This is a genomic window from Bacillus sp. FSL K6-0073 (assembly GCF_038006085.1).
GTDB classification, from domain to species: domain Bacteria; phylum Bacillota; class Bacilli; order Bacillales; family Bacillaceae_G; genus Bacillus_A; species Bacillus_A cereus.
In genome coordinates, this window is sequence record NZ_JBBOUN010000003.1 from 70,577 (window position 1) to 82,994 (window position 12,418).

Here is a 12,418-nt window from a genome sequence, read left to right on the forward strand (position 1 = left end):
TTTAAAGGAGTGTAAGTGAAATGTTTATGTTGTTATTTATTGCATCAATTCTATGTCTTGTAGTTGGAGTAGTGTGGGGTATCAGAGAAGAAGAAGCAATGACTGTATTCCTTGGAGTATTGTTAGCTATCTTCTTTGGGATATTAGGCTATAATGATTTTCAAGAAGATAGTCGTGAAACTGCGATTGCCAACAAGTTGGACATTCCAAGGTCACAAATTGAATTCAAGGATGAAAAAGAGGATGTTATCGCAATTACAAAAGATACTACATATAAATTCACATTCAAATCAATATCAGCAGATATTATAAAATATGAAGTTACAAAAGAAAATAACAATAAAGATTCTATGAAAGATAATAATGATAAAGTGAATGAATCTAAAACAAGTGATACTGAGACAGTGAGAAAATTAGTTTCAGAGAAGTTACAATTAAAATTAGATGAAGTGGTAGTAACAAAAGATAAAGACAATTTATACACAGCTATTACATCATCAGGTAAATACGTGGTAGAGACAGAAGAGAGTGCTACGACTATTAAAGCGATGGTAAAACAGTCATAAGAAATCATCTAAGAAGTGTAAAGGGTAGTTCATATTTTTAAGGCATGTCAATAAAGATGTGTCTTTTTTTAGTTTTATTTCATTGACAATAGTCAATGAAAAGATGTATGATTGTCATGGATTAACATTGACATAAAGGAAGTGAATGAATTTGTTTTTTAAGAGATTTAGAAAAAATCGTTTAGATAAAAAGAAGCAAGAAAGTATGGCTCGTGAGATTCCACTGGATATTTTAGAAAGTCAAAAAGAACGCCAGTTTCATAACCTTGTGATTGGTACTACGAATTCAGGCAAAACGGGTTATAAAGTTCCAGAAAGAGCTGTAACTTCTGCCAAAAATAAAAGAGTTAATGAAATGTATTCAGGAACTATAACAAATCCGTTACATCCATTAAATCCAACGCATACAGCTTTAAGTGATGATGACCTGGTAAAAACAGGGGGATGGGGTTCGCATGAGGTAGAAAATTCTTGTTCGAATGATTGCGGTGTTAGTGATTCAGGTAGTTGTTCTGATTAAAAGAGAGGAAGATAAACATGAGTAGAGAAGTGAAGCTAATTACGAATTTTCATGATTATTATGACCATCATTTTGATGGAAGTGGAATGCCTTTTTTACGAAAACATGATATGGGAATGAATCGTCCACAGATGCTTGATTATCTGTCTTCTAAAGGCATTAAAACCGTTCCTTATGGTCACCTTCATGAAATGGCAAAAAAATACCCCCTACATGCAGAAGTGGTTGTTTACACGGATATTAGCAAGCACCAAGGGGAAGGAAAAATTCGAATGTCATTAATAGAAGCATTAGAAACCTATCCAATAGATACTTTCTGCACCTTATTTTGTGGGAATTTGGGTGAGAGTTGGAGGGTTTTAAATGTTGGCCGTAGAAAGACGATACTGGATTACCGCAGTAAAAATGACTGGAGAAGTAATGTAGGAGACGTTGAAATTACTATTATTGATTGTTGGTCACGAATGCCTTCCTTTGAAGGGATTTTAGACCCATATGAGTTCCCATTGGTAGCAATTGATTATGTTAAAGATGGGAAAGAGTTATTAGCGGTTGATTTAAATGTTGCTCCGCAATTAAAAGGTACAGGAATGGAAGATATCGTAACTCCTGAAAAAGTAGTCAATGAAATGAAAAAGTATATAGGGAGAGGGGCTATGAAACATGGGATTAGATAATCTATTTGTAGTAACAAAAGAATGGGCAGAGAATAATAACTGTTTAAAAGAGGATGGAGCTATAGATTTTAAAGTCGTAGCAAAAACTTTAAATACGAATGAATTTATTATAGATTTGGACAGTTTTAGAATTAAAAGACCGTTAACTCCTGAAGAAATAAATGAAACAATTAAAAAAGCTATTGAATATTTCTCTAAAAAAATAGAAGAGCCAAAAGTTGAGGAACCATGCCAATATAAGGTTTATATTCTATCTAATGGTGAAATTTCGGAATTATAAAAGGAATTATAACAATTGGATGGGACTTCTAAAAATGAATGGAGGTGTTTAATGTGAGTGGAGTTATAACGTTTTTGTGTATTTTAGTTGGAGGGTTATTGTTATTGGTAGGAACAAGCATACTTATTTCAGCCATTCGATATGGTGATGGGGTGTTTTTCGGAGTAATTGCGATTTTCATCGGGTTTATTCTAATAACCTATCCGATTTCAAAGGCTGATATAGAGAGGGGCGAAAAAATCAATAATGCCATTACAAAAGAATTACATGTGGATGATTCTGAATATAAAATCGTAAATAGAAATGATGATATATATGAAGTGGCAACAAAAACTAATAGATATAAATTTTATTTTAACCCGAATGGAACTTTATTCAAGGTTGAAAAAATAAAGGATAGTGAATCATTACATGATATCAAAGAAAGTGAAGAAAAAACGAATATAAGGGAGAAAGATATTCTATCTGAAGTTAAAAAAGCAGTTGCTAAAAAGTTAAACATTAACAATGATGACATTATTATTGAAAAAGAGAGTGACAAGGATAATCGTTATATAGCAACTACTTCTTTAGGTGTTTATTATGTACAAACATCTGAAGGAACGGTGAATGTAGATGGAATAGTAAAGAAAAAATAACTAATAATTTATATAAATTGATATTATGTTCCTGGATTCACTCAATGAATATAGGTGATAAGTTCTCTTGTATTCATTGAGCATGTCACTATATGTATAGAAAGGGGGGAGATTTTTATGACATTTAAAGTAGTTGTTTGCTTGGCTATTTCTATAGCAGGTATTTTGTTAATGGCAATAAGTGAAAAATCAAAAACTAAAAAAGGGTTTATAGGAATGATAGTAGGAATGGCCCTTGTTATGGCTACTGCTCTTTATATTATTCATGAAAAGCTTAATTCAGAATTTAAGCATTATGCATCAATTCAAAATGTAATTGCAAGTGAATTACAGATAAAACCAACGGAATTTAATATAAGTAACATAAAAAACAATATTTTTGAAGTGGCAACAAAAACAGCAACATATAAGGCGTATTTCAATGAAAATGAAAAACTATTTAAACTCGATAAGTTAAATTACGTTGAGTCTGTTTCTATTTCAGGATTAGATAGATATGTAAACAAGAAGGGTTCGACTGAAAAGGAACAAATAAAATACTTAATTGCTCAAAAATTGGATATAAACCCCGCTGAACTGGAAGTAAATGAATTAAATTATAGTTCTTATGAAGTAGTCACTAAAACAGAAACGTATAAAGCCTATGTAAAAGAAGGTATGCTGTTTAAACTCGATAAGATTAACAATGTAGAGGCTGTAAAATAATGAATTGAGAGATGAGGATAATGGTGGATATATTACTAAATATAAGTAGGGAAAAATTATTAGTTATACAGTTGGTAGTATGTATTTCATTTGTACTTTCAAGCATTTTGTATGTAATTAAACCAAATAGGTCCACTTTAATTTTAGTTACTGTTGTAGGGATTATGGCAGTTTTGACGATTATTGCAGACCCAAACTTTTCTAAGCTCTTTAACTAAAGAATATAGAAACATATATCTTATATATGTGAAGGAAGGATAACGATGGTGTTCGTTTTAAAAAAGAACTTTCGTGGATTTTGATAGGATAATGAATCGTATAAGATTTTCGGATGATAAAGTTTGAATATTCTGTGTAAAGGATTTAAAAAATGATAACGTCAATACAACACATGGATGAAAGAGATATTTACTTGTTTATCGCATTTCTGTTTTTAACATGTTTCTTTCAAATGGCTGAAATAGAAACAAAGAAACTATATTGGACTCTATTGTGTTTTATCTCAGCATCAGGCTTGATATTTCAGACTTTAAAGGCTTTACATAGTGCCTATGAAGTAGCTGATGAAAACAAAGTAGCGGTAAAACGATTAGATAAACAACAGTCATTATCTAATATTAGACAACTTGTAGCAAAGAAATTAAATGTAAAGAAAGAACAAGTGGTGTTAGAAAAGGGAACAGAAATAGAATATATAGCAAAAACAGAAAAAGGAAACTACCTTATTGAACTATCAAGAAATGACAATAAAATAGAGGCGATTGTAAAAATGAAAGGGTGAATAAATATGACATGGAAAGATGTTTTGGGCATATTTGCATGTATGCTGTTTTTGAGTGCTATTGGCTTATTTGGATTTGACTATCTTGAGGGAATGCAAGAGCTTAAAGGAAATAGATATAAAGCTATTTCAAAAGAATTGAAGAAGCCAGAGTCCAAAATAGAAATTAAAGAAGAAAAAGATAGAGAAGGAAAAGATTATTATGAGGCAATTACACAGGATGGAGAATATTCAATCCTATTTAAAAAAGATGCTGATTCAATTGTAGCCATTCATAAAAAAGAGAAAACAAACAGGGACTTATAAAGAAAGGGTGGTTACGGTGAATTATTTATTAGGGGTGTTTTTTGTAATGCCACTATTATTAGCAGGTGCATTTTGTATATATGAAGGAATGAAAAGCGATGATGCAAAGATTAAAGACGAAGCCTATAATCTTGCTACTGTGTTTATAAGTCTTCCATTTTGTGTATGGGGATTCATTTGTTTTTGTGAAATGTATAATGTTTGACATTAGAGAGGGGCAAAAGAATGATATATATTATTTTAATTATTATTTTTGTATTTGGACTGTTACTAATGCATATTGCAGATAAAAAAGGTAATGATGTCATAGGTATAACATCAGTAGTTATATTATTTCTTTCTGGATTAACAATTATTGTATTGGGAATATGGGACGTAATTAGTAATGTTGAAACATCACATGAAAAGCTTAATAGTGATAGAGAAAATAGTATATCAAAGGAATTAAATATTCCTAAAGAACAGATAAGATTTGAATCTGAGTACAGGGATTCTATAAATGCTATTTCATTAAAAGGGGATTATTATGTTCAATTCAAACAAAAAACTGCAACCATTGTAAAAATAGAAGAACTAAAGAATAAGTCAGAAGAAGAGTGAGTACGTATGTATATACTTATAGCAGGTATCATAATGTTTATATTAGGTTTCGTTAGTTGGCTTATCTTGGTATTAAATAAATGTGGTCATGAATATAAAGGGCATATATTTATGTCAATTGGAGTAATCCTGATTGTAATAGGTTCATATTCTTATATAATGCAGACAAGACAGGATGCGATTCAAGAAGAAAGGTTAAAGAATGTAGCAGAAGAACTTAATCTTTCTAAAAATGAAATTAATATTGTCTATGAAACGAATAATATAGGTCGTGTATCATTTGGAAAAGGTAATTATGTAGTGCATTTCATAGGAGAATCTTCTGTTATTTTAAGGTTAAAATCAGAGGTAAATCTTGATAATTATTGTTGGCTTTAAGGATGATATTAGAATGATTTCAATACCAATAGAGGAATATTTACATACAGTAACAATCCATATCTTTGACTTTTATGATTTCCCTTTATTTTTTATTACTAAGTCAAAAGAGGATAAGTATTATTTACACTATTTTGTAGAGGACGTAAATAAGGAAACAGATAAATGGTTATTTGCTGAGATTTCAAATGATGAAAGACTTCAATTAGTGGAGCGAAAAATTTCGACTTTAACGTTGTTAAAAAACTTGCTACGTAATCAACGGTTATATTATCTGTTTGCTAATCATGTTAAAGAGAAGCTGAATCTTGAACAAATCAATCAAGACAGTTTGAACCCTGATGATTTTCCAGAGAATGAATACTTTGTGGAGTATGATTATATCTCAAACAAAAAATTAGGATAGACTCTTATAAAAAGAATAGGTATGAAATAGAATAGTAAATCTTAATTAAATTAAAAAAGAAAGAGGCGATAGATATATGGTTGTAAAACTATTAATTAATCAGCAAGAAACGATGGAACAAATCCAAAAATATAGTGATACCTACGGAATTGATGTTGAGTTTGCAAGAAAGGGACTTTTACTTTTTTATAAAACAGCATTATACATGATAGACAATGGGGATAGAAAAGGAAAAGATTATATTGTTGTAAGAGCGACTGATATTGCATTTGATGAAAGAGAAAGAGAGATTGTATTTAAGGTTCGATTTGGTAGTGGCTTATTCCCTTGGTATTACGGTTATGTTTCAGTAAACTATCGTAGTGGAGAAATGTTTACGCAAGTCGGGAATGAGGAAAAGAGGCATGTAGACATTGATACTTTAGATATTTGTGAATTAAAGAGGTTTGAAAAGAACTTGAATGTATTAGAAGAATAATATCAGTTTACGATAATTATATTATGGATACTTAAGTAGAAGGGAGTTCACTCTTCTACTTTTTATTTACTATAGTCAAAGTAAATGTTATGATGGATAAGGATGGGAGCTGATAATATGTTGACGTTTTTTCATTTTCAAGATTGTTATAAAGTCATTCTTGTTTTCGCGTTAAGTTCAATTGGCTTTTTCATTTTATTTATTACAATTTTATCGAAAGAGTGGGAACATGAGAAAATTATAAACAAAAGAATGCCTTTAGAGTTTTTCTATGTTTCGTTTTTTTGTGGGGCACTTGTTTCCTTACTGGCAGTATTCTTGATAGATTTCAATAACATGCAAGTTGAGAAAGAGAAATCTGTGAAAATACAATACCAATTAGTAGCAAAAGCTTTAGATGTTAATGAAAATGATATTGTTTTTTATGATTTTGAAGATAGTAAGGGGGAATTTCAAGAAAATCAAAAAGGCTACATCATAAAGAAATTGGATAAACAATATGTTGTTATTTTTGATAGTGATATAAAAACAACAAAAATTATACGCATAAGAGAAAATCATTAATTTACATAATAAAAATTATAATAAACCAAGAGGTGGTTAAATTGACTTTATACATTGTATTGAAATGTATGTCTATCGGTTTTGGGTTGATAACTGTATTGCTGTTAATATCGGTTCTGCCATTCATGCTATTTGATAGAACGCCAGAGATTCTATTAAAAATGCCATTATTTACACTTATTGCTTTCCTTGTATGTGCTTTTATTTATATTCCTATTAATTCTAATTATGAGAAGAAGGCCATAGTAGAAAAACTTCAATTAAAAGATGTAACAGAGATAGAATCTATACATACTATAGACCGTCATAATAGGTCATTAAAAGAAGTGAAGATAAAAAATGTTTTTTATCATGTAACTTTAGGAAGTGAAAAACTTGTACCAACAGTAAGTAAAATTGAAAAGATTAATGAGAAGAAATAGAATCGTTTAAATTACATATACGAATTATTGAGACTAACAAGGGGAGATAGAAGGGTGTTAGATTTATATTTTTTATTAAAAATTTCAACTTTGGTATTTTTTATACTGGTATTTGTGTTTATGTACAGAGTTCTTTTTGTTGAAAACTCATGGTCATTGATATTAGTAGTTGTTAGTGCTCTATGTTTTGCACTATCAGGAGGAGCTTTAATGAGTGAAATAACAAAGCAGAAAAGGAAAGTTGTTGCAGATAGCTTGCATTTGAAAAATGCAGATGAAATAGAGTCTATAGAACCTATTGGTCGTAATAAAGCATTTTATGAAGTGAAGACAAAAGAAGGCTCCTATCATGTAACTTTCAAAGAAGGAGCTATTATCAAAGTAGAAAAGTTAGAAATTAAAGAGTTGAGCCATTAATAGTATAAATAAAAAGAGGATGCATTTGCATCCTCTTTTTTGGTGATTCGATAAGTATAACAGCCTTTAATAGTTTCGCATATGTATATAGGAAAGTCAATAAGGTTAAATATTTTTATAGTTCAATGCTTTCTAAAAACAAAATGAAGTGAAAAGGACCATAAGCGAGTAGTGTTGATATAACTATCCTTATTAATAAATCTAATATGAATTTTAATCTCATAGATTACTCTCCTTCATTTCTAATTAGTAAGTAGGCGTACAAAAGCAACGATTAAGATGGATAATCCTGCTCCGCTTATAACACCTGTTAAGAGCCGTAAGACGTGGTTACTGGTCCTCCATTTCTTTAATTGTGTATATCCGTCAACTACCATGGGGATTTGTAGTAGAAAACCTATATAGAAAGGTACAGAATACATAAAGAATAGAGGAATTAGTAAATGCCCTAAGAGAATAGCGAAACATCGGGTACATATAGGCATTTGTTTTCCTCTTATATGTAAACATCTTTCTTTTCTTCGATGGCATGGTATTAATAAGCAAGCCTTATATAAAAACATTGTAGATTTCATCATGTTAAAAGCACCTTTCTTTTCGTTATAAACTACAGCAATCTGCGTTCATGCATTCTACACCATCACAATCAATTTCTAAAATCTGCATTTTACCACATTCAATATCTACACAATCAAATCCATTTTTTTTATTCATGTCACAAGTTAAACAATCCAATCCATCAACACAAGCTGAGATAGTTGAACCTGCATCATTTTTCATAAGTTGTCTTCTATAGTAGTAAAGTATGCTGAGTAAAAGAGATATTCCACCAATCACTCCATAAATAACTCCAGACTTCATATTGTTATTATGAATTGCAATCGCTGATGCGATAAGTAATCCGACATTAAGAGCGTTCCATAGAAAAAACATTTTACAACATCTCCTTTCCTTAAGTTTTTATTCATTAACTATATTATATATTATAATTTTTATATTGACTATAGTTTATAAATATGGTTTTATATAGGTAGAGCTTAAAACTTAATACATATTGGAGGAATTGATTATGGTAATTCAATTACAAAAAGGACAAAAAGTAGACCTTACAAAAGGTAGAGAGAACCTGAAAAATGTAATGATTGGTTTAGGTTGGGATGTTAATGAGTTTGATGGCGGTCATGATTTTGACTTAGATGCATCTGCGTTTTTATTAAATTCAGCAGGTAAATGTGCAAAAGACTTAGATTTTATTTTCTATAACAACCTAAAATCAACTTGTGGTTCTGTTGTTCATTCAGGTGATAACCTAACAGGTGGAGGAGACGGTGATGACGAGCAATTAGTTGTTCATTTAGACAAAGTACCTTCTAATGTTGATAAAATTGCATTCACTGTAACAATCTATGATGCATTAAAACGTAATCAAAACTTTGGACAAGTAAAAAATGCATTTGTTCGTTTAGTGAATCAAGATACAGGAGAAGAAATCTTCCGCTTTGATTTAGGTGAAGACTTCTCAATTGAAACCGCTGTTGTGTTCTGTGAATTATACCGCCATAACGGTGAGTGGAAATTCAATGCTGTTGGAGCAGGTTTCCAAGGTGGATTGGCCGCACTTGTAAAAGCATATGGTTTAGATGCTTAATAAATGAAATTAAAAAGAGGGAGATTTTGCTTCCTCTTTTTTTTATAGAATTAAATCTTGTTTTTAATAGAAAGGTCGATGAGAATGGGAGCGTTTTGTGGAGGGACAGTTATTGTAAATCAAACTGATAGAGTTGTTGTGTCTGGGAGCTCTGTTATTCCTTTTCATAAAGAAATGAAGGGACAAAACATAACAACGATAAACGGCAGGTGTTACATAGATGGCTTTGAATTAGTAAATGGAAAATGGAAGAAGACATTTAAAGCATGGTGGCATAAAACATTTTAAAGAAAGAAGGAAATAGGATGAAGTATCACACAAATTACATAAGAGAGTCTGTTGTAAAAGGTAAAGTGGTTAGACGTTCGTTCTGGACGGTTTTAGAGGGAGATACACCAAAAGAAGCCGTAAAACAAATACCAGAAGAATATAAAGCAAAAGAGATTTTTATGATTCTAATGAAAGAATAAGTTGTTTATATATTTGATTGGAAAAGAGGTTAATGATGAATAAGTATGTAATAGTGTTTTACAACCGATTTGTAAATGAAATTCAGACATATAAGGTGAAAGCAGATAATGAGGAAGATGCAAAAGGGAAGTTCTACGAAAGGTATCCCCTAAAAGCATATGGTGATGAATGTATTGAGACGATAGAACCAATTGGTAATGAGGAAGAAAAATTAGAACTAAATAATGATGAGTTACAACGAATTTTAGCAAAGTGGTATTTTGCTTGGAATATGGAAGGGAACAGTAGTAAAGAGGATACTGTATTATCCAATAAGATTAGAGAGCATCTGAAAAGTGATGGAGTTTTACAGACAACGTAAGAAACAATTAAACGGTGGTGAAGAAATGCTAACAGTTGCAACGGTTTTGGTATTTTGTATTCTACTTGGTATAGTCTTTCATGCTGACTGTGAATTAGGAAGATTAAGAGGTGATATCAATCAATTAACCCAAGATAAGAAAATGTAGGTAAAAAATATGAATACATTAAGAAATATAAAACTGACTAAAATTGAGGAAATTCTAAGTAAAAATCTTTTTTATAAAAAATCAAATACAAAGATGGCAAGTTTGAAAGTAATGAATAGAAATCAACAAATCTCTTTAAGTTCCATAAAATTAAGGAATGTGGAGTTGCTAAGAGAATAATAGTTAAAATGGTTATTTTATTCCATTTAGAAATTTATTGCTTTCTGTCGGTACTGAAATTGTAAAAGGAGATACAGAAAATGAGGGTGCAAGAGAAACCGAATAATGTAAAAGACGATAAGTTAATTGTTGAAGTATTAAAAGAAGTAAAAAAATTATATACAATTGTATTAAGCAGGAAGATTTCCGATGTTGAAGTCTTCATATTGAAATACATATCATTACTTTGTAAGTCTAAGCCTGAACTGTTAGAACTTAAAGAAGTCTGTGATAGTTTAGTAAAGCGATGCCCAGAAGGGTGTGTGTATATAGATGAATCATTATTTGATAAAGCAAGAGAATCTTTGAAGCCTGAGTTTAGAAGCTATTTTCCTTCAGGATATTTTGAAGCAGAAATGGTTGTGTTTTATATATACAATGCATACATTAAACAGGCGTTTGATGAGATTAGAAGTTTAGATATAAAAAGGGTAGATAGGTTTATACTTGATAAATTAGAAAGACATATCCAGAATACATTAGTGGATGACCCAAATTTTAAGGGGGATAATCCTTACTACAAAAGACATTATCGTGAATTAGATAGGTCTAAAAAAATATCTTTAAAATGTTTAGACTCAGATTTTGATGCTTATATTGAATACTTCTCTGAAGAAGAACAGTAAGACTACATTTTGGTAGTCTTTTTTGTTGTTAGTAAATAGGAAGTTATGAAGACAACTTAGTTACATGTTGTTTTCTTATGGATTTGTAATTAGCAGAAAAGATTGATTCTGTTCAATTATTGTATTGACTATAGTTAATGAATTTAGTATGATTTTTTATATGGAGGAGGATGTTTATATGGATGATTTTTTCGAATTAGTTATTATATTTGTTTTTGGTATGTTAGGCATAGGGTTGCTTTATGTATTTTTAAGTGGTTTCATCGGGTCAATCGAACACGAAAAGCAAATATATGAGTCGCAGATTAGAGAAGAGATTGCAAAAGAAGTTCAGGTTTCTGAATCGAAAATTATACTAAAGAAGAAAGAACCAAATATTTATCAAGCGGATACGGAAAAAGGAGTATACTCTGTTGAAGTAAATGATAGAGATAGTGAAAAACCAAAGATTAAAAGAATCGTAGAAATAAAAATTACCACGAAAGAAGCGAATGAAGACAAGAAAGCTTCTTAAAAATAGGAGGAATTTAGAATGAATAAGTATATGTTTCAAGAAGGGCAAACAGTAACGTTATTTGTAAAAGGAGCAGGGGTTGTTTCAAGAGAGAAACGAGAAATTGAAAGCATTCAAGATGAAATAATTAATTTAGTAGATTCTAACAAAGAGTTTTCATTAGATGGAAAATGTTTAACAAAAGATGAGTTCTTTGGATTTGAATTTTGGATTAAACCATTTGAAGGCGATTGTTAATAACCTTTAACGGAGAGGAATGAAACGAATGAGTAAAGAGGGATGGGGAGCTTTATTTGGTTTAATCTTAGTTGTTACTGGTATTTATGTAGTAAATCTAACGATAGGCTCTTTAAATGAAATGAATGATGAATATTTAAAGAGTAAGAACAATGCTATTATTGCTCTTGTTTCAAGTGAATTAGATGTTCCTAAGAAGGAAATTGTCTTAAAAAAAGAAGATAATGAGAATGAGGAAATCAAAAATATTGAATGGTATACAGCTACAACTTCAAAAGGTGTTTATCAATTAAAAGTTAAAGAAACAATAGATTCTGATAAACAGATGAGCACAGAATCCAAACCAGTTATAGAAAATATGGCTCAAGTAAAAATAGGTTCTACAGATAATTAAATCTATAAATCCTGATAAAATGATAAATATGTTATCACAAAAATAAATCGTGTGAACATCTT

At 30.4% G+C, this 12,418-nt stretch carries 26 protein-coding genes; 24 read left to right on the forward strand and 2 right to left on the reverse strand.

What is annotated here, in order from left to right; translation table 11 throughout:
- Positions 1-20 precede the first annotated feature (20 nt).
- The 16 genes from MHB52_RS30980 to MHB52_RS31055 all read left to right on the forward strand — a co-directional run bounded on the left by MHB52_RS30980 (position 21) and on the right by MHB52_RS31055 (position 7,738).
- Positions 21-566 carry a hypothetical protein gene (locus MHB52_RS30980; RefSeq protein ID WP_253703159.1) on the forward strand — a complete coding sequence of 182 codons (546 nt, stop codon included), beginning with the start codon at positions 21-23 and terminating at the stop codon, positions 564-566.
- 205 nt (positions 567-771) lie between these two features.
- Positions 772-1,086 (forward strand): hypothetical protein, encoded by a 315-nt coding sequence (locus MHB52_RS30985; protein WP_253703157.1) that lies wholly within the window; start codon positions 772-774, stop codon positions 1,084-1,086.
- A gap of 17 nt (positions 1,087-1,103) precedes the next feature.
- On the forward strand, positions 1,104-1,763 hold the full coding sequence (locus tag MHB52_RS30990; RefSeq protein ID WP_061662599.1) for a hypothetical protein: 660 nt from the start codon (positions 1,104-1,106) through the stop codon (positions 1,761-1,763).
- Positions 1,750-2,043, forward strand: coding sequence for a hypothetical protein (locus MHB52_RS30995; RefSeq protein WP_061662598.1), 294 nt, complete (start codon positions 1,750-1,752; stop codon positions 2,041-2,043). The genes MHB52_RS30990 and MHB52_RS30995 overlap by 14 nt, the downstream gene beginning before the upstream one ends.
- A 53-nt stretch (positions 2,044-2,096) precedes the next feature.
- The gene (locus tag MHB52_RS31000) at positions 2,097-2,681 is read left to right on the forward strand and encodes a hypothetical protein (RefSeq protein WP_061662597.1); all 585 of its coding nucleotides are present in this window, start codon (positions 2,097-2,099) and stop codon (positions 2,679-2,681) included.
- 117 nt (positions 2,682-2,798) lie between these two features.
- Positions 2,799-3,386 (forward strand): hypothetical protein, encoded by a 588-nt coding sequence (locus MHB52_RS31005; protein ID WP_061662596.1) that lies wholly within the window; start codon positions 2,799-2,801, stop codon positions 3,384-3,386.
- A gap of 370 nt (positions 3,387-3,756) precedes the next feature.
- Positions 3,757-4,167 carry a hypothetical protein gene (locus MHB52_RS31010; protein ID WP_061662595.1) on the forward strand — a complete coding sequence of 137 codons (411 nt, stop codon included), beginning with the start codon at positions 3,757-3,759 and terminating at the stop codon, positions 4,165-4,167.
- 6 nt (positions 4,168-4,173) lie between these two features.
- Positions 4,174-4,473, forward strand: coding sequence for a hypothetical protein (locus MHB52_RS31015; RefSeq protein WP_061662594.1), 300 nt, complete (start codon positions 4,174-4,176; stop codon positions 4,471-4,473).
- A gap of 16 nt (positions 4,474-4,489) precedes the next feature.
- Positions 4,490-4,678 carry a hypothetical protein gene (locus MHB52_RS31020; RefSeq protein ID WP_098434262.1) on the forward strand — a complete coding sequence of 63 codons (189 nt, stop codon included), beginning with the start codon at positions 4,490-4,492 and terminating at the stop codon, positions 4,676-4,678.
- A gap of 20 nt (positions 4,679-4,698) precedes the next feature.
- The gene (locus tag MHB52_RS31025) at positions 4,699-5,073 is read left to right on the forward strand and encodes a hypothetical protein (RefSeq protein ID WP_061662593.1); all 375 of its coding nucleotides are present in this window, start codon (positions 4,699-4,701) and stop codon (positions 5,071-5,073) included.
- Positions 5,074-5,106: 33 nt separating this feature from the next.
- Positions 5,107-5,451 carry a hypothetical protein gene (locus MHB52_RS31030; protein ID WP_253703155.1) on the forward strand — a complete coding sequence of 115 codons (345 nt, stop codon included), beginning with the start codon at positions 5,107-5,109 and terminating at the stop codon, positions 5,449-5,451.
- Between the two features lie 13 nt (positions 5,452-5,464).
- On the forward strand, positions 5,465-5,857 hold the full coding sequence (locus tag MHB52_RS31035) for a DUF6575 domain-containing protein (protein WP_061662834.1): 393 nt from the start codon (positions 5,465-5,467) through the stop codon (positions 5,855-5,857).
- Between the two features lie 76 nt (positions 5,858-5,933).
- The gene (locus MHB52_RS31040) at positions 5,934-6,335 is read left to right on the forward strand and encodes a hypothetical protein (RefSeq protein WP_061662591.1); all 402 of its coding nucleotides are present in this window, start codon (positions 5,934-5,936) and stop codon (positions 6,333-6,335) included.
- Between the two features lie 117 nt (positions 6,336-6,452).
- Positions 6,453-6,899, forward strand: coding sequence for a hypothetical protein (locus MHB52_RS31045; protein WP_061662590.1), 447 nt, complete (start codon positions 6,453-6,455; stop codon positions 6,897-6,899).
- Positions 6,900-6,931: 32 nt separating this feature from the next.
- Positions 6,932-7,321: a hypothetical protein gene (locus MHB52_RS31050; RefSeq protein WP_257208630.1), complete on the forward strand. Its 390-nt coding sequence runs from the start codon at positions 6,932-6,934 to the stop codon at positions 7,319-7,321.
- A 210-nt stretch (positions 7,322-7,531) separates the two neighbouring features.
- Positions 7,532-7,738, forward strand: coding sequence for a hypothetical protein (locus MHB52_RS31055; RefSeq protein WP_253703153.1), 207 nt, complete (start codon positions 7,532-7,534; stop codon positions 7,736-7,738).
- Between the two features lie 242 nt (positions 7,739-7,980).
- On the opposite strand, the gene MHB52_RS31060 is transcribed toward MHB52_RS31055, so the two are convergent.
- On the reverse strand, positions 7,981-8,316 hold the full coding sequence (locus MHB52_RS31060; protein ID WP_080451500.1) for a DUF2085 domain-containing protein: 336 nt from the start codon (positions 8,314-8,316) through the stop codon (positions 7,981-7,983).
- Positions 8,317-8,338: 22 nt separating this feature from the next.
- Positions 8,339-8,671 (reverse strand): hypothetical protein, encoded by a 333-nt coding sequence (locus MHB52_RS31065; protein WP_061662589.1) that lies wholly within the window; start codon positions 8,669-8,671, stop codon positions 8,339-8,341.
- 136 nt (positions 8,672-8,807) lie between these two features.
- Here MHB52_RS31065 and MHB52_RS31070 point away from each other — a divergent pair, with 136 nt between their 5' ends.
- The 8 genes from MHB52_RS31070 (at position 8,808) to MHB52_RS31105 (ending at position 12,356) form a co-directional block, all read left to right on the forward strand.
- Positions 8,808-9,386 carry a TerD family protein gene (locus MHB52_RS31070; protein WP_061662588.1) on the forward strand — a complete coding sequence of 193 codons (579 nt, stop codon included), beginning with the start codon at positions 8,808-8,810 and terminating at the stop codon, positions 9,384-9,386.
- An 84-nt stretch (positions 9,387-9,470) separates the two neighbouring features.
- Complete coding sequence (locus tag MHB52_RS31075; protein WP_242306239.1) at positions 9,471-9,674, forward strand: hypothetical protein; 204 nt, start codon at positions 9,471-9,473, stop codon at positions 9,672-9,674.
- A gap of 17 nt (positions 9,675-9,691) precedes the next feature.
- Positions 9,692-9,856 carry a hypothetical protein gene (locus MHB52_RS31080; protein ID WP_172796983.1) on the forward strand — a complete coding sequence of 55 codons (165 nt, stop codon included), beginning with the start codon at positions 9,692-9,694 and terminating at the stop codon, positions 9,854-9,856.
- Positions 9,857-9,891: 35 nt separating this feature from the next.
- The gene (locus MHB52_RS31085; RefSeq protein WP_061662587.1) at positions 9,892-10,218 is read left to right on the forward strand and encodes a hypothetical protein; all 327 of its coding nucleotides are present in this window, start codon (positions 9,892-9,894) and stop codon (positions 10,216-10,218) included.
- Positions 10,219-10,626: 408 nt separating this feature from the next.
- Complete coding sequence (locus MHB52_RS31090) at positions 10,627-11,211, forward strand: hypothetical protein (protein WP_061662586.1); 585 nt, start codon at positions 10,627-10,629, stop codon at positions 11,209-11,211.
- Between the two features lie 178 nt (positions 11,212-11,389).
- Positions 11,390-11,725 carry an NADH dehydrogenase gene (locus tag MHB52_RS31095; RefSeq protein ID WP_080451499.1) on the forward strand — a complete coding sequence of 112 codons (336 nt, stop codon included), beginning with the start codon at positions 11,390-11,392 and terminating at the stop codon, positions 11,723-11,725.
- An 18-nt stretch (positions 11,726-11,743) separates the two neighbouring features.
- Positions 11,744-11,962, forward strand: a complete 219-nt coding sequence (locus MHB52_RS31100; RefSeq protein WP_061662584.1) for a hypothetical protein — start codon at positions 11,744-11,746, stop codon at positions 11,960-11,962.
- Positions 11,963-11,990: 28 nt separating this feature from the next.
- Positions 11,991-12,356, forward strand: a complete 366-nt coding sequence (locus MHB52_RS31105) for a hypothetical protein (RefSeq protein ID WP_061662583.1) — start codon at positions 11,991-11,993, stop codon at positions 12,354-12,356.
- Positions 12,357-12,418 lie beyond the last annotated feature (62 nt).

What these genes read in the sequence shown, in the direction of transcription:
- MHB52_RS31070 (WP_061662588.1), top strand. Translation starts at nt 8,808, where the DNA reads ATGGTAATTCAATTACAAAAAGGACAAAAAGTAGACCTTACAAAAGGT.
- MHB52_RS31060 (WP_080451500.1), bottom strand. Translation starts at nt 8,316, where the DNA reads ATGATGAAATCTACAATGTTTTTATATAAGGCTTGCTTATTAATACCA.
- MHB52_RS30990 (WP_061662599.1), top strand. Translation starts at nt 1,104, where the DNA reads ATGAGTAGAGAAGTGAAGCTAATTACGAATTTTCATGATTATTATGAC.
- MHB52_RS31105 (WP_061662583.1), top strand. Translation starts at nt 11,991, where the DNA reads ATGAGTAAAGAGGGATGGGGAGCTTTATTTGGTTTAATCTTAGTTGTT.
- MHB52_RS31030 (WP_253703155.1), top strand. Translation starts at nt 5,107, where the DNA reads ATGTTTATATTAGGTTTCGTTAGTTGGCTTATCTTGGTATTAAATAAA.
- MHB52_RS31010 (WP_061662595.1), top strand. Translation starts at nt 3,757, where the DNA reads ATGATAACGTCAATACAACACATGGATGAAAGAGATATTTACTTGTTT.
- MHB52_RS31005 (WP_061662596.1), top strand. Translation starts at nt 2,799, where the DNA reads ATGACATTTAAAGTAGTTGTTTGCTTGGCTATTTCTATAGCAGGTATT.
- MHB52_RS30980 (WP_253703159.1), top strand. Translation starts at nt 21, where the DNA reads ATGTTTATGTTGTTATTTATTGCATCAATTCTATGTCTTGTAGTTGGA.
- MHB52_RS31085 (WP_061662587.1), top strand. Translation starts at nt 9,892, where the DNA reads ATGAATAAGTATGTAATAGTGTTTTACAACCGATTTGTAAATGAAATT.
- MHB52_RS31045 (WP_061662590.1), top strand. Translation starts at nt 6,453, where the DNA reads ATGTTGACGTTTTTTCATTTTCAAGATTGTTATAAAGTCATTCTTGTT.
- MHB52_RS31065 (WP_061662589.1), bottom strand. Translation starts at nt 8,671, where the DNA reads ATGTTTTTTCTATGGAACGCTCTTAATGTCGGATTACTTATCGCATCA.
- MHB52_RS31100 (WP_061662584.1), top strand. Translation starts at nt 11,744, where the DNA reads ATGAATAAGTATATGTTTCAAGAAGGGCAAACAGTAACGTTATTTGTA.
- MHB52_RS31055 (WP_253703153.1), top strand. Translation starts at nt 7,532, where the DNA reads ATGAGTGAAATAACAAAGCAGAAAAGGAAAGTTGTTGCAGATAGCTTG.
- MHB52_RS31025 (WP_061662593.1), top strand. Translation starts at nt 4,699, where the DNA reads ATGATATATATTATTTTAATTATTATTTTTGTATTTGGACTGTTACTA.
- MHB52_RS31095 (WP_080451499.1), top strand. Translation starts at nt 11,390, where the DNA reads ATGGATGATTTTTTCGAATTAGTTATTATATTTGTTTTTGGTATGTTA.
- MHB52_RS31040 (WP_061662591.1), top strand. Translation starts at nt 5,934, where the DNA reads ATGGTTGTAAAACTATTAATTAATCAGCAAGAAACGATGGAACAAATC.
- MHB52_RS31035 (WP_061662834.1), top strand. Translation starts at nt 5,465, where the DNA reads ATGATTTCAATACCAATAGAGGAATATTTACATACAGTAACAATCCAT.
- MHB52_RS30995 (WP_061662598.1), top strand. Translation starts at nt 1,750, where the DNA reads ATGGGATTAGATAATCTATTTGTAGTAACAAAAGAATGGGCAGAGAAT.
- MHB52_RS31080 (WP_172796983.1), top strand. Translation starts at nt 9,692, where the DNA reads ATGAAGTATCACACAAATTACATAAGAGAGTCTGTTGTAAAAGGTAAA.
- MHB52_RS31075 (WP_242306239.1), top strand. Translation starts at nt 9,471, where the DNA reads ATGGGAGCGTTTTGTGGAGGGACAGTTATTGTAAATCAAACTGATAGA.
- MHB52_RS31015 (WP_061662594.1), top strand. Translation starts at nt 4,174, where the DNA reads ATGACATGGAAAGATGTTTTGGGCATATTTGCATGTATGCTGTTTTTG.
- MHB52_RS30985 (WP_253703157.1), top strand. Translation starts at nt 772, where the DNA reads ATGGCTCGTGAGATTCCACTGGATATTTTAGAAAGTCAAAAAGAACGC.
- MHB52_RS31090 (WP_061662586.1), top strand. Translation starts at nt 10,627, where the DNA reads ATGAGGGTGCAAGAGAAACCGAATAATGTAAAAGACGATAAGTTAATT.